We start from the raw sequence: 14,550 nt of genomic DNA on the forward strand, positions 1-14,550 counted from the left end.
GTGCTCCTGCTTCGGAGCGTTTGCTTCAGTCGCTAACGCTGCGGACGCAGGCCCGTCGTCGGTCAGCCCGCCGAGCGCAGATTGTCGGCGGCGGATTTGCCGGAGCGACGATCGGACACGATCTCGTAGGAGATCTTCTGGCCTTCGCGCAGCGTGCCCAGGCCAGCGCGCTCGACTGCGCTGATGTGCACGAACACGTCGCTGCCGCCGTCATCGGGCTGAATGAAGCCGTAGCCCTTGGTTGCGTTAAACCACTTCACGGTTCCCATGCTCACGGGATAGTCCCTTCTCAGATAGACAAGTCAAAGCCCGCTTCTGGCAGGCTGGTGGATCGAATTTTGGAAGGGTCGTCAGCACCTGAACCGGGATACCGGTGGATGGCTAATGTCGTCCGGCCGAAAATCGATTAGCCCGATATTATGCGAAAAACGGCCCTAAAACAATCCTGACGTGCGCGGATTTCGTTCGAACGTGCAAACCGCCGGGATCGCGCAAGACGTCAGGGCGTCGTGCGCGATTCCGGACGGCTTCGGGGCACGTCAGCGGCGGCGGAACTGGCCGCCCCGCGGCGCCTGGCCGCGCGGCGGGCCGCCGGGCGAACTCGGACGTTCGTCCTTGTGACGGAAAATCAGCCGCCCCTTCTCGAGATCGTAGGGCGACATTTCAATCGTAACCCGGTCGCCGGCCAGCGTCTTGATGCGGTTCTTCTTCATCTTGCCGGCCGTATAGGCGACAATCTCGTGTCCGGTATCGAGTTGCACGCGATAGCGTGCGTCGGGGAGGATTTCGGTCACCAGCCCCTCGAACTGGATCAGCTCTTCCTTAGCCATGTGGTTCTCCAGAATCGATTGACGGCTAGTGCTGCGTTTGGTTGTTGCGTTTGGGCTGCGGTTTCGCCCGGCTTTCGCGGTGCAAGAAGGCGACGCCTTGAATGCCGCTGCCCTGGTTGCCCTCGCTCTTGCCGATCTGCGGCGGACGTGGCGACTCGCCCCGGTTCGCCTGTGGCGCGCCATTCTTACCACCTCCACGGCGGCGGCGGCGAGGGCCTTTTGCTGCCTGAGGCGATTCATTTCCCTTGGCCATATGGGGCCGCTGCGCCGCTCGTCCAGCCGCCCGATGCGGGGCGGCGGCGGCGGCAGGCGCCTGCTCGCGATTGCCCGGTGTACGGCGATCTTCGCGCGGCAGCGCCACCCGGATCAGCCGTTCGATGTCGCGCAGATATCCCATCTCCTCTGCGCCCGCGATCAGCGAGATCGCAACGCCGTCGGCGCCGGCGCGTGCGGTGCGGCCGATGCGGTGCACATAAGTCTCCGGCACGTTGGGCAGGTCGTAATTGACGACATGGCTGATGCCGTCGACGTCGATGCCGCGCGCGGCGATGTCGGTCGCGACCAAGGTGCGGATTTCGCCGGAACGAAAGGCCGCTAGCGTGCGCTCGCGGTGATTCTGCGACTTGTTGCCGTGAATCGCGTTAGCCGCGATGCCGGCCTTCTCCAGCCCCTTCACCACCTTGTCGGCACCGTGCTTGGTGCGGGTGAACACCAGCGCGCGGTTGACCGGTTCCTGCTTCAACAGTTGCGCCAGTATGGCGGGCTTGGCAGTGAAATCGACCTGGATGATGCGCTGTGTGACGCGCTCGGCGGTCGAGGACACCGGTGTCACCGCCACGCGGGCCGGATCACGCAGCATCGCTTCGGCGAGCTCGGCGATATCCTTCGGCATCGTCGCCGAGAAGAACAGCGTCTGTCGCCTCTGCGGCAGCTTGGCGACGATCTTCCTGATGTCATTGATGAAGCCCATGTCGAGCATGCGGTCGGCTTCATCGAGCACCAGGAACTCGACCTGATTGAGCTTCAAGCCGTTGCTCTGCACGAGGTCGAGCAGGCGGCCGGGGGTGGCGACCATGACCTCGACTCCCTGCATCACCGAGCGGACCTGCCGGCCCATCGGTACGCCGCCGATCGCGAGTGCGGAAGAAAGGCGGATGTGGCGGCCATAGGCATTGAAGCTGTCGAGGATCTGGCCCGACAATTCGCGGGTCGGCGACAGCACCAGCACGCGGCACGACTTCGGCTGCACCTTGGTGCGGTTCTGCAGCAGGCGGTTGAGGATCGGCAGCGCAAAGGACGCGGTCTTGCCGGTGCCGGTTTGCGCAATGCCGATCACGTCGCGGCCTTCGAGCGCGAGCGGAATGGTCTGGGCCTGGATCGGAGTGGGGGTGACGTAGTTCTCTTCCCGAAGTGCGCGGGCGATGGGATCGGCAAGGCCGAAATCCTGAAAGGAGGTCAAAAGGGAGGTCTTTCCATCAAAACGTCAGGCGCGCCGGCCATGCCGGCCGGGCGCGTGAGGGCATCGGTGATACCCTCGTGTTTGGGGCATCGGTGCTGTTGGCTGATCAAAGGCAAGCCAAAAGCCGCCGAGGCTGGTTGGAACCAAGGCGGCTTGGAACACGCAAGCTTGCGCCGACCCGGCGATTCGCGCGGGTCATGGCAACCATATGGAACATGAACGCGGCGCTTTCAAGGTAAACTCTCCTCGAATTCGGCCGGCCGCAGGAGCGAAGTCGCTATTGCAGGGCGCGAGGCCGATGTCGTGACAGCGTCACAATTAGCTGCCGGAAATTTAGCCAAATCGGTCTGATTGCTCAAAAAATGAACTGATTGCCGCTTTGGCATACATTTCTAGCGCCTAATAATTAGGCGACGATGCTCTATGTTTTCCCGGAAATGCCAAATTGCTGTGCGCTAGCAATGGCTTAAGCGGTGCTTCGACCGTGGCATGGTTCTTGCGATTCCTTGACCGCAGGCGGCCGTGGGGCCGTTCGCATGCGTTCACGCCTGCGTCAGGGAGATGACATTTCATGATCACACAGCTTACTCACGATATAGCGACGCTGAGCCGCCGTGGCTGGCTCGCTGCCGCCGCGGGTCTGGTTTTGGGCCTGGCGTCGTCGCCATTTTCTCCGGCCAAAGCCGCCGACGACACCATCAAGATCGGCGTCCTGCATTCACTCTCCGGCACCATGGCCATCAGCGAGACCACGCTGAAGGATACGATTCTCTTCCTGATCGACGAGCAGAACAAGAAAGGCGGCGTGCTCGGCAAGAAGCTCGAGGCTGTCGTCGTCGATCCCGCATCGAACTGGCCGCTGTTCGCGGAAAAGGCGCGCGAACTCATCACCAAGGACAAGGTCGCGGTCGTGTTCGGCTGCTGGACCTCGGTGTCGCGCAAATCCGTGCTTCCGGTGTTCAAGGAGCTGAACAACATCCTGTTCTACCCCGTGCAGTACGAGGGCGAAGAGTCCGAGCGCAACGTGTTCTACACCGGCGCCGCTCCGAACCAGCAGGCGATCCCCGCGGTCGACTACCTGATGAAGGACGAGAAGGTGAAGCGCTGGGTGCTGGCGGGCACCGACTATGTCTATCCGCGCACCACCAACAAGATCCTGGAAGCCTACTTGAAGTCGAAGGGCGTCAAGCAGGAAGACATCATGATCAACTACACGCCGTTCGGTCATAGCGACTGGCAGACGATCGTGGCCGACATCAAGAAGTTCGGCTCGGCCGGCAAGAAGACGGCGGTGGTCTCCACCATCAACGGTGACGCCAACGTTCCCTTCTACAAGGAGCTCGGCAACCAGGGCATCAAGGCGACCGACATCCCGGTGGTGGCGTTCTCGGTCGGTGAGGAAGAGCTCGCCGGCATCGACACCAAGCCGCTGGTCGGCCATCTCGCCGCCTGGAACTACTTCGAGTCGATCAAGACGCCCGCCAACGAGAAGTTCATCAAGGATTGGCAGGCCTACACCAAGAATCCGAAGCGCGTGACCAACGACCCGATGGAAGCGCACTACATCGGCTTCAACATGTGGGTGAAGGCAGTTGAGAAGGCGAAGTCGACCGATCCGGACAAGGTGATCGACGCGCTGCCCGGCACCGAGGCGCCGAACCTGACCGGTGGCGTCTCCAAGATGCTGCCGAACCACCACATCACCAAGCCGGTGTTCATCGGCGAGATCAAGGGCAACGGCCAGTTCGATGTGGTGTGGAAGACCCCCGGCCTCGTCGCGGGCGATGCCTGGTCGAAGGAGCTGGAAGGCTCCAGGGACCTGATCGGTGACTGGGTCGGCAAGAAGTGCGGCAACTGGAACACCAAGACCAACAAGTGCGGCGGTCAGGGCTCCTGATCTAAGCCGTCCATTTAAACAGTCTTCCAAGAGACTGGAGAAGGCGGCGGCGTTCGCCGCCTTCTCCTCACCACTCCTGCCGGGGTCGTCACGTGTTTGGCTATTTCCTTGATCGTTTTCGCGCGATCGTCCTTTCAGTCTTGCTGATTGCCTGCTTCGCGCTGCCGGCCTTCGCGGGTCCGTTCGAGGACGCGGTCGCCAAATTCGCCAATGACGAATTTTCCGATACCGAAGCAGCGATCGAGGCGGTCGCAAGCTCGGGCAATCCGCTCGCCTTCCCGATCATCTCGGCGCTCCAGGAGGAGCGGCTGTCGGCCGATCCCGAGAGCAAGAAAGTCTTCATCACGCAAACGGACGGCAAGATCATCGATGCCGCCACCGGTGCCGCCGTCGACAAGCTGCCGGACAATGCGGCGTCCGTCCGTCTCAACAACCGCCTGCGCCGCACGGTGGAGGCCGCACTCGGCAGCCTGACGCTGCTCTCGCCCGATCCCGCCAAGCGCGTTGCCGCCGCGCAATCCGTCTTCAAGAGCCATGACGAGAACGCACTCTCCGTGGTCGAGGGCGCGCTCGCGAAGGAGACCGACAAGGCGGCCAAGCAGGCATTCACCGAGGCCCGTGCGGCGATCATCCTGTTCAAGTCTGACGCCTCCGACAACGACAAGCTCGAGGCGGTCGGGGTCATCAAGTCGCGCGGCGACCAGGAAGCGCTGGCGCTATTGACCAGCGCCGGCCCCGACCAGCCGCCGCTGGTGGCGCAAGCCATCACCGGCGCGATCTCCTCGATCCAGAGCAATCTGGCGATGTGGTCGGCGGTGCAGAACGCCTGGTATGGCCTGTCGCTTGGCTCGGTGCTGCTGCTGGCGGCGATCGGGCTTGCCATCACCTTCGGCGTGATGGGCGTCATCAACATGGCCCATGGCGAGATGGTGATGCTGGGCGCCTACACCACCTTCGTGGTGCAGGAGGTGATCCGGACGCGCTATCCCGGCCTGTTCGACTATTCGCTCCTGATCGCGGTGCCGCTCGCCTTCCTGGTCGCGGGCGGGATCGGAGTCCTGATCGAGCGCAGCATCATCCGCTTCCTCTATGGTCGTCCGCTGGAGACGCTGCTGGCGACCTGGGGCCTGTCGCTGGTGCTGCAGCAGGCGGTGCGCACAATGTTCGGCCCGACCAATCGCGAAGTCGGCAATCCCTCCTGGATGAGCGGCGCCTTCGAGCTCGGCCAGATCACCATCACCTATAACCGGCTCTGGATCCTCTGCTTCACGCTCGCGGTGTTCGTGATCCTGCTTGCGATGCTGCGCTACACCGCGCTCGGGCTCGAGATGCGCGCGGTGACCCAGAACCGCCGGATGGCGGCCTCGATGGGTATCGCCACCTCGCGCGTCGACGCGCTGACCTTCGGCCTCGGCTCGGGGATTGCCGGCATCGCGGGCGTGGCGCTGTCGCAGATCGACAATGTCAGCCCCAATCTCGGCCAGAGCTACATCATCGACAGTTTCATGGTCGTCGTATTCGGCGGTGTCGGCAATCTCTGGGGCACGCTGGTCGGCGCCTTCACGCTGGGGATCGCCAACAAGTTCCTGGAGCCGGTCGCCGGCGCCGTGCTCGGCAAGATCGCCATCCTGGTCCTGATCATCCTGTTCATCCAGAAGCGGCCACGCGGCCTGTTCGCGCTGAAAGGGCGGGCGGTGGAAGCATGAGCGCGCATATCCTCACCCGCTCGCTGGACCGCGCCGCGACCGCCTTCATCCTTATCGTCGCGGCCGCCGGCATCCTGATCCCGCTGTCGAACCTGCTGCTGCCTCAAGGCTCGTTCCTGCAGGTGCCGACCTATCTGGTCGCGCTCTGGGGCAAATATGTCTGCTACGCGATCCTGGCGCTCTCCATCGATCTGATCTGGGGCTATTGCGGCATCCTCTCGCTCGGCCATGGCGCCTTCTTCGCGCTCGGCGGTTACGCCATGGGCATGTACCTGATGCGCCAGATCGGCAGCCGCGGCGTCTATGGCAACCCGATCCTGCCTGATTTCATGGTGTTCCTGAACTGGGACAAGCTGCCCTGGTACTGGTACGGCTTCGACATGTTCCCCTTCGCGGCCCTGATGGTGCTGGTGGTGCCGGGCCTGCTCGCCTTCTGCTTCGGCTGGCTCGCCTTCCGCTCCCGCGTCACCGGCGTCTATCTCTCGATCATCACCCAGGCGATGACCTATGCGCTGCTGCTTGCCTTCTTCCGCAATGATTTCGGCTTCGGCGGCAACAATGGCCTGACCGACTTCAAGGACATCCTGGGCTTCAACGTCCAGGCCGACGGCACGCGCGCCGCCTTGTTCGCGCTGAGCTGTCTTGCGCTAATTGTTGGTTTCCTGATCTGTCGGGCGATCGTGACCTCGAAGCTTGGCAAGGTCTTGATCGCGGTGCGCGACGCCGAAAGCCGCACCCGCTTCCTCGGCTATCGCGTCGAATCCTACAAGCTGTTCGTGTTCACGCTGTCGGCCTGCATGGCCGGCGTCGCCGGTGCGCTCTATGTGCCGCAGGTCGGCATCATCAATCCAAGCGAATTCGCGCCGGGCAATTCAATTGAGGCGGTGATCTGGGTCGCGGTCGGCGGCCGTGGCACGCTCGTCGGCGCTGCGCTCGGCGCCGTCGTCGTCAACTATGCCAAGACCTTCTTCACCTCAGGCCCGCTTGCGCCGTACTGGCTGTTCATGCTGGGCGCGCTGTTCATCCTGGTGACGCTGCTGCTGCCCAAGGGCATCGTCGGCACCTTCAATTCCTGGTGGGAGCCATGGAGGGCGCAGCGCGACGCGGCCGCGGAAAGCGCCGCACGCGAAGACGGCATCAGCGAACCCAATCCGGCGGAGCAGGCGCGATGAACGTGATGGACACCCGTGCCACTTCCGCGATGCTGTATCTCGATGGCGTGCACGTCTCCTTCGATGGCTTCCACGCCATCAACAACCTCTCGATCGCGCTCGAGCCGGGCGAGATGCGCGCGATCATCGGCCCGAACGGCGCCGGCAAGACCACGATGATGGACATCATCACCGGCAAGACCAAGCCGGACGAGGGCACCGTGCTGTTCGATGGGGTCACCGACCTGACCCGGCTGGACGAGACCCGCATCGCCGAGCTCGGCATCGGCCGCAAATTCCAGAAGCCGACGGTGTTCGAAAGCCAGACCGTGCAGGACAATCTCCTGCTCGCACTCAATGTCGACCACAGCGTCAGGGGCACGCTGTTCTGGCGCGAGAGCAGGGCCGAGACCGAGCGCATCCAGAAAGTGCTGGAGACCATCCGCCTGACCGACGCGCGCAACCGGCTCGCCGGCAGTCTCAGTCACGGCCAGAAGCAGTGGCTCGAGATCGGCATGCTGCTGGCGCAGGATCCGAAGCTGCTGCTGGTCGACGAGCCAGTGGCCGGGATGACCGATGTCGAGACCCACCAGACCGCGGAGCTTCTGAAGGAGATCAACAAGGACCACACCATCATGGTGGTAGAGCACGACATGACCTTCGTGCGCGAGCTTGGCGTCAAGGTGACCTGCTTGCATGAAGGCACGGTGCTGGCGGAGGGGAGCATCGACCAGGTCTCGTCGAACGAGCGGGTCGTTGAGGTCTACTTGGGTCGATAGGCCGTAGTGCGACTAGCGAATGGCGAGTAGCGAATAGGGAAGCGTGGAGACTATGAGCGCGGCAATTCTAACCATTCGCCATTCGCCATTCGCTATCCGCCATTCGCCGCGTCGCGATAGGAGATCGCTGATGCTCAAAGTCGACAACATCAACCTCTTCTACGGCGCGGCACAGGCGCTGCGCGGCGTCTCGCTGTCGGCCGAGCCCGGCAAGGTCACCTGCGTGCTCGGACGCAACGGCGTCGGTAAGACTTCGCTGCTCCGCGCGATGGTCGGCCAATATCCGATCGCGTCAGGTACGATCGAGTTCGACGGCAACGCTATCACCGGCCTGAAGCCGTATGAGCGCGCGCGGCGCGGCATCGGCTTCGTGCCGCAGGGGCGCGAGATCTTTCCGCTGCTCACGGTGGAGGAGAATCTCAAGACCGGCTTCGGTCCGCTCAAGCGCGAGAACCGCTTCATTCCGGACGACGTGTTCTCGCTGTTTCCGGTGCTGCAATCGATGCTCGGCCGCCGCGGCGGCGACCTCTCAGGCGGACAACAACAGCAATTAGCGATCGGCCGTGCGCTGGTGATGCGGCCGAAATTGTTGCTTTTGGACGAGCCGACCGAGGGCATCCAGCCCTCGATCATCAAGGACATCGGCCGCGCTATCTCCTATTTGCGCAATCTCGGCAACATCGCGATCGTGCTGGTCGAGCAATATCTCGATTTCGCCTGCGAGCTCGGCGACTCCTTTGCGGTGATGGACCGTGGGGCGGTGAAATATGCCTGCGACCGCTCCAATCTCGATCCCGCTGAAATCTCGCGCCAAATGGCGCTATAAGGGACGCGACCGGCCAAACGGGGGGACGGATGCGCACCGAGATTGCACGCGCTGATGCAGCGACCTTTGCGGCCAACCGCGCCCGCGGTGCGGTGCGGTTCGGCGTGCGCCTGCACGATGGCGTCACCCGCCGCGGTGATTTGCACGAATCCGGCTCGCTCCGCGTACGTTTCCCTTCAGCGGAGGGCGAGGGGCTGTCGGCCGTGTTCGTCAATACCGCCGGCGGGGTTGCCGGCGGCGACCGCTTTGACATCGATATCGCGGCCCGTGAGGGCGCGCGGCTGACGCTGACGACAGCCGCCGCCGAGAAGATCTATCGCGCGGCCGGACCCGCCGCCCAGCTCAATATCGCGTTGAAGGCCGAAGCCGGCTCGCATCTGTCCTGGCTGCCGCAGGAGACCATCCTGTTCGACCGCGCCCGGATTTCGCGACGGATCGACATTGATCTGGCCGAAGGTGCGTCTCTGCTGCTGTGTGAGATCGTGGTGTTCGGCCGCTCAGCCATGGGCGAGACCATGCGCCATGGCGAATTTGTCGACCGCTGGCGGATGCGTCGCGGCGGTAGATTGGTGTTTGCCGAGACCGTCAGGCTCGACGGCAATATCGGTGAAAAGCTGGCGCGGCCTGCGGTCGCGAGTGGCGGTGTCGCCATCGGCACCGCGCTGATCGTGCCCGGCGATGATGCGGTCGTGGAGCGGATACGCGAGGCGCAAGATTCCTTCCGCGGCGAAGTCGGCATCTCCTGTTGGAATGGGTTTGCAATGGCGCGCTTCTGTGCCCAAGATGCGATGAGGCTGCGCGCCGACATGATGACGGTGCTCGGCCGCGCCTCTGCCGTCCCGCTGCCGAGGCTGTGGCTCAACTAGATCATTTGAAAACCATCAGAGTGCTCGCATGAATTTGTCTCCCCGCGAAAAGGACAAGCTCCTGGTCTCGATGGCCGCCATGGTGGCGCGCCGCAGGCTCGAGCGCGGCGTCAAGCTGAACCACCCCGAGGCCATCGCCCTGATCACCGACTTCATCGTCGAAGGCGCGCGCGATGGCCGCACCGTCGCCGACCTGATGCAGGCCGGCGCACAGGTCCTGACCCGCTCGCAGGTGATGGAAGGAATCCCGGAGATGATCCACGACATCCAGGTGGAGGCGACATTCCCGGATGGGACCAAGCTCGTTACCGTGCACGAGCCGATCCGTTGAGGAATGCAGGTCCATCAACGTCGTCATGCCCGGGCTTGACCCGGGCATCCACGTCCTTTGGGCTGAGTGGTGAGACGTGGATGGCCGGGTCAAGCCCGGCCATGACGCAGCAGAGCGATACGAGGTAGCAAGAATGATCCCCGGCGAACTCTTCATCCAGGACGGCGAGATCGAGCTTAATGCCGGCCGCAAGACCGTGACGCTCACGGTCGCCAACACCGGCGACCGCCCGATTCAGGTCGGCTCGCACTACCATTTCTTCGAGACCAATCCGGCGCTCAAGTTCGACCGCAAGAAGGCCCGCGGCATGCGCCTCGACATCGCCGCCGGCACCGCGGTTCGCTTTGAACCGGGCCAGACCCGCGAGGTCCAGCTCGTCGCGCTCGCGGGAAAACGCGTCATCCACGGCTTCCGCGGCGAGGTGAAGGGCAAGCTGTGATCCCCGGTGTCACGATGGCTGCCGTTCTCTTCGCGAGACAGGAACGGACTGTGCGGCGGCGCAGTTGAGGCGAAAAAGGAGTCTTGCCATGCTGCAGCCAATTCGCCTCGTCTCCGAAGCTGCCGAACTTGCCGCTCGCCGCCATAACGGCATGGCCCGCAAGGGCCGCGGCAACGAGCCTTACATCAATCACCTCGCCGAGGTCGCAAACCTGCTCGCGACAGCCACCGATGGCGCAGACGCCGAGCTCGTGGCAGCCGGCTGGCTGCACGACACGGTCGAGGACACCGAGACCACGCGCGAGGAGCTGGCGCAGAAATTCAGCGAGCGCGTCGCCGGGCTCGTAGTGGAGGTGACCGACGACATGTCGCTGCCCAAGCCACAACGCCGGCAAAAGCAGATCGAGGACGCCCCGCATAAATCGCCTGATGCCAAGATGATCAAGATCGCCGACAAGATCAGCAATACCCGCGCGCGCATCGTGCCGAATCCGAGCAGGGAAGAGCGCGACGATCTCGCCGACTATGCCGCTTGGGCCGAAAAGGTTGTGGCCGGATGCCGTGGCGTCAATCCGCTACTCGACGCTAAATTCGATGAGGCCGTCAAAGCCGCTAAAAGCGCGTTTTGAAGGCAAGGGAAATGGGGGGCTAGTATGTCCGTGAAGATCAAACGTTCTGTCTATGCCGACATGTTCGGGCCTACCACCGGCGATCGGGTGCGGCTCGCCGATACCGATCTCATCATCGAGGTCGAGAAGGATTTCACCACCTATGGCGAGGAGGTGAAGTTCGGGGGCGGCAAGGTGATCCGCGACGGCATGGGGCAGTCGCAGGTCACGAACCGGCAAGGAGCCGCCGACACCGTCATCACCAACGCGCTGATCGTCGACCATTGGGGCATCGTGAAAGCTGACGTTGCGATCAAGGAGGGCATGATCTCCGCGATCGGCAAGGCCGGCAATCCGGACATCCAGCCCAATGTCGACATCATCATCGGTCCCGGCACCGACGTGATCGCGGGCGAGGGCAAGATCCTCACCGCGGGGGGATTCGACAGCCACATCCATTTCATCTGCCCGCAGCAGATCGAGCACGCGCTGATGTCCGGCGTCACTTCGATGCTGGGCGGCGGCACTGGCCCCTCGCACGGCACCTTTGCCACGACCTGCACGCCGGGGCCCTGGCACATGGGTCGGATGATCCAGTCGTTCGATGCCTTCCCGGTCAATCTCGGCATTTCCGGCAAAGGCAATGCCTCGCGGCCGGCGGCGCTGGTCGAGATGATCAAGGGTGGCGCCTGCGCGCTGAAGCTGCATGAGGACTGGGGCACGACGCCGGCGGCGATCGACAACTGCCTTTCGGTCGCCGACGATCACGACATCCAGGTGATGATCCACACCGACACGCTGAACGAATCCGGCTTCGTCGAGGATACGGTGAAGGCGTTCAAGGGCCGCACCATCCACGCCTTCCACACCGAGGGCGCGGGCGGCGGCCACGCGCCTGACATCATCAAGATCGCCGGGCTGAAGAACGTGCTGCCGTCCTCGACCAACCCGACGCGTCCCTTCACGCGCAACACCATCGACGAGCATCTGGACATGCTGATGGTGTGCCACCATCTCGACCCCTCGATCGCCGAAGATCTGGCCTTCGCCGAAAGCCGCATCCGCAAGGAGACGATCGCAGCGGAAGACATCCTGCACGATCTCGGCGCGCTCTCGATGATGTCCTCGGACTCCCAGGCCATGGGCCGGCTCGGCGAGGTCATCATCCGCACCTGGCAGACCGCCGACAAGATGAAGAAGCAGCGCGGCTCGCTGCCCGAGGAAAAGGGCAACAACGACAATTTCCGCGTCAAGCGCTACATCGCCAAATACACCATCAACCCCGCGATCGCGCATGGCGTCTCAAAGCTGATCGGCTCGGTGGAGAAGGGCAAGCTCGCCGACCTCGTGCTGTGGTCGCCGGCGTTCTTCGGCGCCAAGCCGGACCTGATCATCAAGGGCGGCTCGATCGTGGCGGCGCCGATGGGCGATCCCAACGCCTCGATCCCGACCCCGCAGCCGGTGCACTACCAGCCGATGTTTGCGGCATACGGAAAATCGCTCACCGCATCTTCGGTGGTTTTCACGTCCAAGGCGGCGGTCGCCGGCGGGCTGGCGCGGAAGCTTGGGATCAGCAAGAAGCTCTATGCGGTCCAGAACACCCGCGGCAAGATCTCCAAGAAGAGCATGATCCACAATGACGCCACGCCCAGGATCGAGGTCGATCCGGAGACCTATGAGGTGCGCGCCGACGGCGAGCTTCTGACCTGCGCGCCCGCCGAGGTGCTGCCGCTGGCGCAGCGCTATTTCATGTTCTAAAACCTCCCCAGGCAGTCACGCCCAGAAACCAAAGCCGGGAGGAAATTCCGTGATTTACGTCGTTGCCACACTGACCATCAAGCCTGAAACGCGCGCCGAATTCATTGCGGCCGCCACCGCCTGCATCAAGGAGACGCGGAAGGAGCCCGGCAATATCGCCTATGACCTGCACGAGAGCGTCACCGATCCGACCAAGATGGTGTTCGTCGAGCAGTGGGAAAATGCCGAGGCGCTGGTGCCGCACCGCACGGCCGATCACATGAAGACCTTTGGCCGCGTCGCGGTGAAGTGCTTCTCGGCGCCGCCGAAGATCGAGGTGATCACGCCCGAGAAAGTGGAAGTCCGCTAAGAGAGAGCAACACCATATGATCCGCGCGACGTCCGTCAAGCCGCAACATCGCTGGAACGAGCAGCCGGCCGATACAGTCGTGCTCGATTTCGACGACCGCCACCGCCGGCGGATGGCGATGACGGGCACGCGCGGATTGGAATTCCTGCTCGATCTCGAGAACGCGATCGCGCTGCGCGGCGGCGACGCGCTGGTGCTGGAGGACGGCCGGCTGGTCGAGGTGGTCGCCGCGCCCGAGCCGCTTCTGGAGATCCGCGGCGCCGACCCGCACCATCTGATCCGCGTCGCCTGGCATCTCGGCAACCGCCATCTGCCGACGCAGATCATGAAGAAGGGCCTGCGCATCCGGCGCGATCACGTCATCGAGGCGATGGTGAAGGGGCTGGGTGCGCGCGTGATCGAGATCGAGGCGCCGTTCGATCCCGAAGGCGGCGCCTATGCCGGCCATGCGCATGAAGGCGATCCGGCCGCGCATCACCACACCGGCAATGACCATGCGCATGATCACGGCCATGGTCATGATGATCATCACCATCACCACAGTGATCACGATCACGATCACCACGGTGATCATCATCACCACGACGAGCATTGCGACCACGACCATCACCACCATCACGACCACTCCCATGCTCATGACCACAAATGAGCCGCCGCGAAGCGAGGCGTGGGGCGGGATGACGGAGGGCGAGGCCGCCTCGCTCTACCGTTTGATGACCTGGCTGTCGCCGTCGTTCCCGGTCGGCGCCTTCTCCTATTCCAGCGGCATCGAATGGGCGGTGGAGGCGGGCGACATCAAGGATGCCGCCTCGCTGCGCGACTGGCTTGCCGCGATGCTCAGCGAGGGCTCCGGCTTCTGCGATGGGGTGTTCCTCGCCCAGACGCATCAGGCGACCATGGCGCGTGACTTTGCAAGGCTGCGCGAGATCGCCGAGCTTGCTGCGGCTTTCGTGCCCTCGCGCGAGCGCCAGCTCGAGACCACGACGCAGGGCCGCGCGTTCATCGATGCCGCGCGCGCCGCCTGGTCTTCGCCTGATCTCGACGAGATCATCGCCGCCTGCGCCGGCGCGATTGTCTATCCCGTCGCGATCGGCCTGGTCAGCGCCACGCATGACATTCCGCTTGCGCCAGTGCTGCACGCGTTCTTCCATGCGGTGGTCTCGAACTGGATCTCCGCCGGCGCCCGCCTGATCCCGCTCGGCCAGACCGATAGCCAGCGCCTGCTCGCCGGTCTCGAACCCGCGGTCAGTGCGACCGCGATCCGCGCGCGCGACGCCTCGCTCGACGATCTCGGCAGCACCACCTTCCGCGCCGATCTCGCAAGCCTGCGCCACGAGACGCAATATACGAGGCTGTTCCGGTCATGATGCGATTTCCGCCTCACACGTCGTCCCGGCGAAGGCCGGGACCCATAACCACCGGTGTTCGTGGTTACGTCGGGCTGAAGCCGCAGCGTCGCCCAACAATCAACTCTGGTGGTTGATGGGGTGGACGGCCCCCTACGGCATCAGTTGTGCCAGAATGAGGTTGTCGAAATCTCAAACGAGGGAGC

General features: G+C 63.6%; 16 protein-coding genes. 13 read left to right on the plus strand and 3 right to left on the minus strand.

Going from position 1 to position 14,550, the window contains the following annotated elements:
• Positions 1-62: 62 nt before the first annotated feature.
• The 3 genes from AAFX91_RS18010 to AAFX91_RS18020 all read right to left on the minus strand — a co-directional run bounded on the left by AAFX91_RS18010 (position 63) and on the right by AAFX91_RS18020 (position 2,289).
• Positions 63-275 (minus strand): cold-shock protein, encoded by a 213-nt coding sequence (locus AAFX91_RS18010; RefSeq protein ID WP_130582419.1) that lies wholly within the window; start codon positions 273-275, stop codon positions 63-65.
• Between the two features lie 264 nt (positions 276-539).
• Positions 540-830: a translation initiation factor IF-1 gene (gene infA, locus AAFX91_RS18015; protein WP_130582418.1), complete on the minus strand. Its 291-nt coding sequence runs from the start codon at positions 828-830 to the stop codon at positions 540-542.
• A gap of 25 nt (positions 831-855) precedes the next feature.
• Positions 856-2,289, minus strand: coding sequence for a DEAD/DEAH box helicase (locus AAFX91_RS18020; protein ID WP_394567308.1), 1,434 nt, complete (start codon positions 2,287-2,289; stop codon positions 856-858).
• A gap of 571 nt (positions 2,290-2,860) precedes the next feature.
• On the opposite strand from AAFX91_RS18020, the gene urtA reads away from it, so the two are divergent.
• The 13 genes from urtA to AAFX91_RS18085 all read left to right on the plus strand — a co-directional run bounded on the left by urtA (position 2,861) and on the right by AAFX91_RS18085 (position 14,365).
• Positions 2,861-4,186, plus strand: a complete 1,326-nt coding sequence (gene urtA, locus AAFX91_RS18025) for an urea ABC transporter substrate-binding protein (protein ID WP_130582417.1) — start codon at positions 2,861-2,863, stop codon at positions 4,184-4,186.
• 92 nt (positions 4,187-4,278) lie between these two features.
• Positions 4,279-5,892, plus strand: a complete 1,614-nt coding sequence (gene urtB / locus AAFX91_RS18030; RefSeq protein WP_130582416.1) for an urea ABC transporter permease subunit UrtB — start codon at positions 4,279-4,281, stop codon at positions 5,890-5,892.
• Positions 5,889-7,064: an urea ABC transporter permease subunit UrtC gene (gene urtC / locus AAFX91_RS18035; RefSeq protein ID WP_282530364.1), complete on the plus strand. Its 1,176-nt coding sequence runs from the start codon at positions 5,889-5,891 to the stop codon at positions 7,062-7,064. The genes urtB and urtC overlap by 4 nt, the downstream gene beginning before the upstream one ends.
• Positions 7,061-7,822 carry an urea ABC transporter ATP-binding protein UrtD gene (gene urtD, locus AAFX91_RS18040; RefSeq protein ID WP_282530363.1) on the plus strand — a complete coding sequence of 254 codons (762 nt, stop codon included), beginning with the start codon at positions 7,061-7,063 and terminating at the stop codon, positions 7,820-7,822. The genes urtC and urtD overlap by 4 nt, the downstream gene beginning before the upstream one ends.
• Positions 7,823-7,952: 130 nt before the next feature.
• Complete coding sequence (urtE, locus tag AAFX91_RS18045; protein WP_394567309.1) at positions 7,953-8,648, plus strand: urea ABC transporter ATP-binding subunit UrtE; 696 nt, start codon at positions 7,953-7,955, stop codon at positions 8,646-8,648.
• A 29-nt stretch (positions 8,649-8,677) separates the two neighbouring features.
• Positions 8,678-9,514: an urease accessory protein UreD gene (locus AAFX91_RS18050; protein ID WP_130583588.1), complete on the plus strand. Its 837-nt coding sequence runs from the start codon at positions 8,678-8,680 to the stop codon at positions 9,512-9,514.
• Positions 9,515-9,542: 28 nt separating this feature from the next.
• A complete protein-coding gene (locus AAFX91_RS18055; protein WP_130583589.1) occupies positions 9,543-9,845 on the plus strand; it encodes an urease subunit gamma in 303 nt (100 codons plus the stop codon).
• 133 nt (positions 9,846-9,978) lie between these two features.
• Positions 9,979-10,284 carry an urease subunit beta gene (locus tag AAFX91_RS18060; protein ID WP_130583590.1) on the plus strand — a complete coding sequence of 102 codons (306 nt, stop codon included), beginning with the start codon at positions 9,979-9,981 and terminating at the stop codon, positions 10,282-10,284.
• Between the two features lie 88 nt (positions 10,285-10,372).
• On the plus strand, positions 10,373-10,912 hold the full coding sequence (locus tag AAFX91_RS18065; RefSeq protein WP_130583591.1) for an HD domain-containing protein: 540 nt from the start codon (positions 10,373-10,375) through the stop codon (positions 10,910-10,912).
• A gap of 24 nt (positions 10,913-10,936) precedes the next feature.
• Complete coding sequence (gene ureC, locus AAFX91_RS18070; protein WP_130583592.1) at positions 10,937-12,649, plus strand: urease subunit alpha; 1,713 nt, start codon at positions 10,937-10,939, stop codon at positions 12,647-12,649.
• Between the two features lie 49 nt (positions 12,650-12,698).
• Positions 12,699-12,998 (plus strand): putative quinol monooxygenase, encoded by a 300-nt coding sequence (locus tag AAFX91_RS18075; protein ID WP_028165122.1) that lies wholly within the window; start codon positions 12,699-12,701, stop codon positions 12,996-12,998.
• 16 nt (positions 12,999-13,014) lie between these two features.
• Complete coding sequence (locus AAFX91_RS18080; protein ID WP_394567310.1) at positions 13,015-13,647, plus strand: urease accessory protein UreE; 633 nt, start codon at positions 13,015-13,017, stop codon at positions 13,645-13,647.
• Positions 13,628-14,365 (plus strand): urease accessory protein UreF, encoded by a 738-nt coding sequence (locus AAFX91_RS18085; protein ID WP_130583594.1) that lies wholly within the window; start codon positions 13,628-13,630, stop codon positions 14,363-14,365. Before AAFX91_RS18080 ends, AAFX91_RS18085 begins: the two co-directional genes overlap by 20 nt.
• Positions 14,366-14,550 lie beyond the last annotated feature (185 nt).

Origin of the sequence: Bradyrhizobium sp. 31Argb (assembly GCF_043638955.1) — a bacterium.
Lineage (GTDB): Bacteria > Pseudomonadota > Alphaproteobacteria > Rhizobiales > Xanthobacteraceae > Bradyrhizobium.

Excerpts from the sequence above, each read along its gene's own strand:
- AAFX91_RS18080 (WP_394567310.1), top strand. The coding sequence starts at position 13,015 with ATGATCCGCGCGACGTCCGTCAAGCCGCAACATCGCTGGAACGAGCAG.
- urtE (WP_394567309.1), top strand. The coding sequence starts at position 7,953 with ATGCTCAAAGTCGACAACATCAACCTCTTCTACGGCGCGGCACAGGCG.
- AAFX91_RS18065 (WP_130583591.1), top strand. The coding sequence starts at position 10,373 with ATGCTGCAGCCAATTCGCCTCGTCTCCGAAGCTGCCGAACTTGCCGCT.
- AAFX91_RS18085 (WP_130583594.1), top strand. The coding sequence starts at position 13,628 with ATGCTCATGACCACAAATGAGCCGCCGCGAAGCGAGGCGTGGGGCGGG.
- ureC (WP_130583592.1), top strand. The coding sequence starts at position 10,937 with ATGTCCGTGAAGATCAAACGTTCTGTCTATGCCGACATGTTCGGGCCT.
- urtD (WP_282530363.1), top strand. The coding sequence starts at position 7,061 with ATGAACGTGATGGACACCCGTGCCACTTCCGCGATGCTGTATCTCGAT.
- AAFX91_RS18060 (WP_130583590.1), top strand. The coding sequence starts at position 9,979 with ATGATCCCCGGCGAACTCTTCATCCAGGACGGCGAGATCGAGCTTAAT.
- urtA (WP_130582417.1), top strand. The coding sequence starts at position 2,861 with ATGATCACACAGCTTACTCACGATATAGCGACGCTGAGCCGCCGTGGC.
- AAFX91_RS18050 (WP_130583588.1), top strand. The coding sequence starts at position 8,678 with ATGCGCACCGAGATTGCACGCGCTGATGCAGCGACCTTTGCGGCCAAC.
- AAFX91_RS18055 (WP_130583589.1), top strand. The coding sequence starts at position 9,543 with ATGAATTTGTCTCCCCGCGAAAAGGACAAGCTCCTGGTCTCGATGGCC.
- infA (WP_130582418.1), bottom strand. The coding sequence starts at position 830 with ATGGCTAAGGAAGAGCTGATCCAGTTCGAGGGGCTGGTGACCGAAATC.
- urtC (WP_282530364.1), top strand. The coding sequence starts at position 5,889 with ATGAGCGCGCATATCCTCACCCGCTCGCTGGACCGCGCCGCGACCGCC.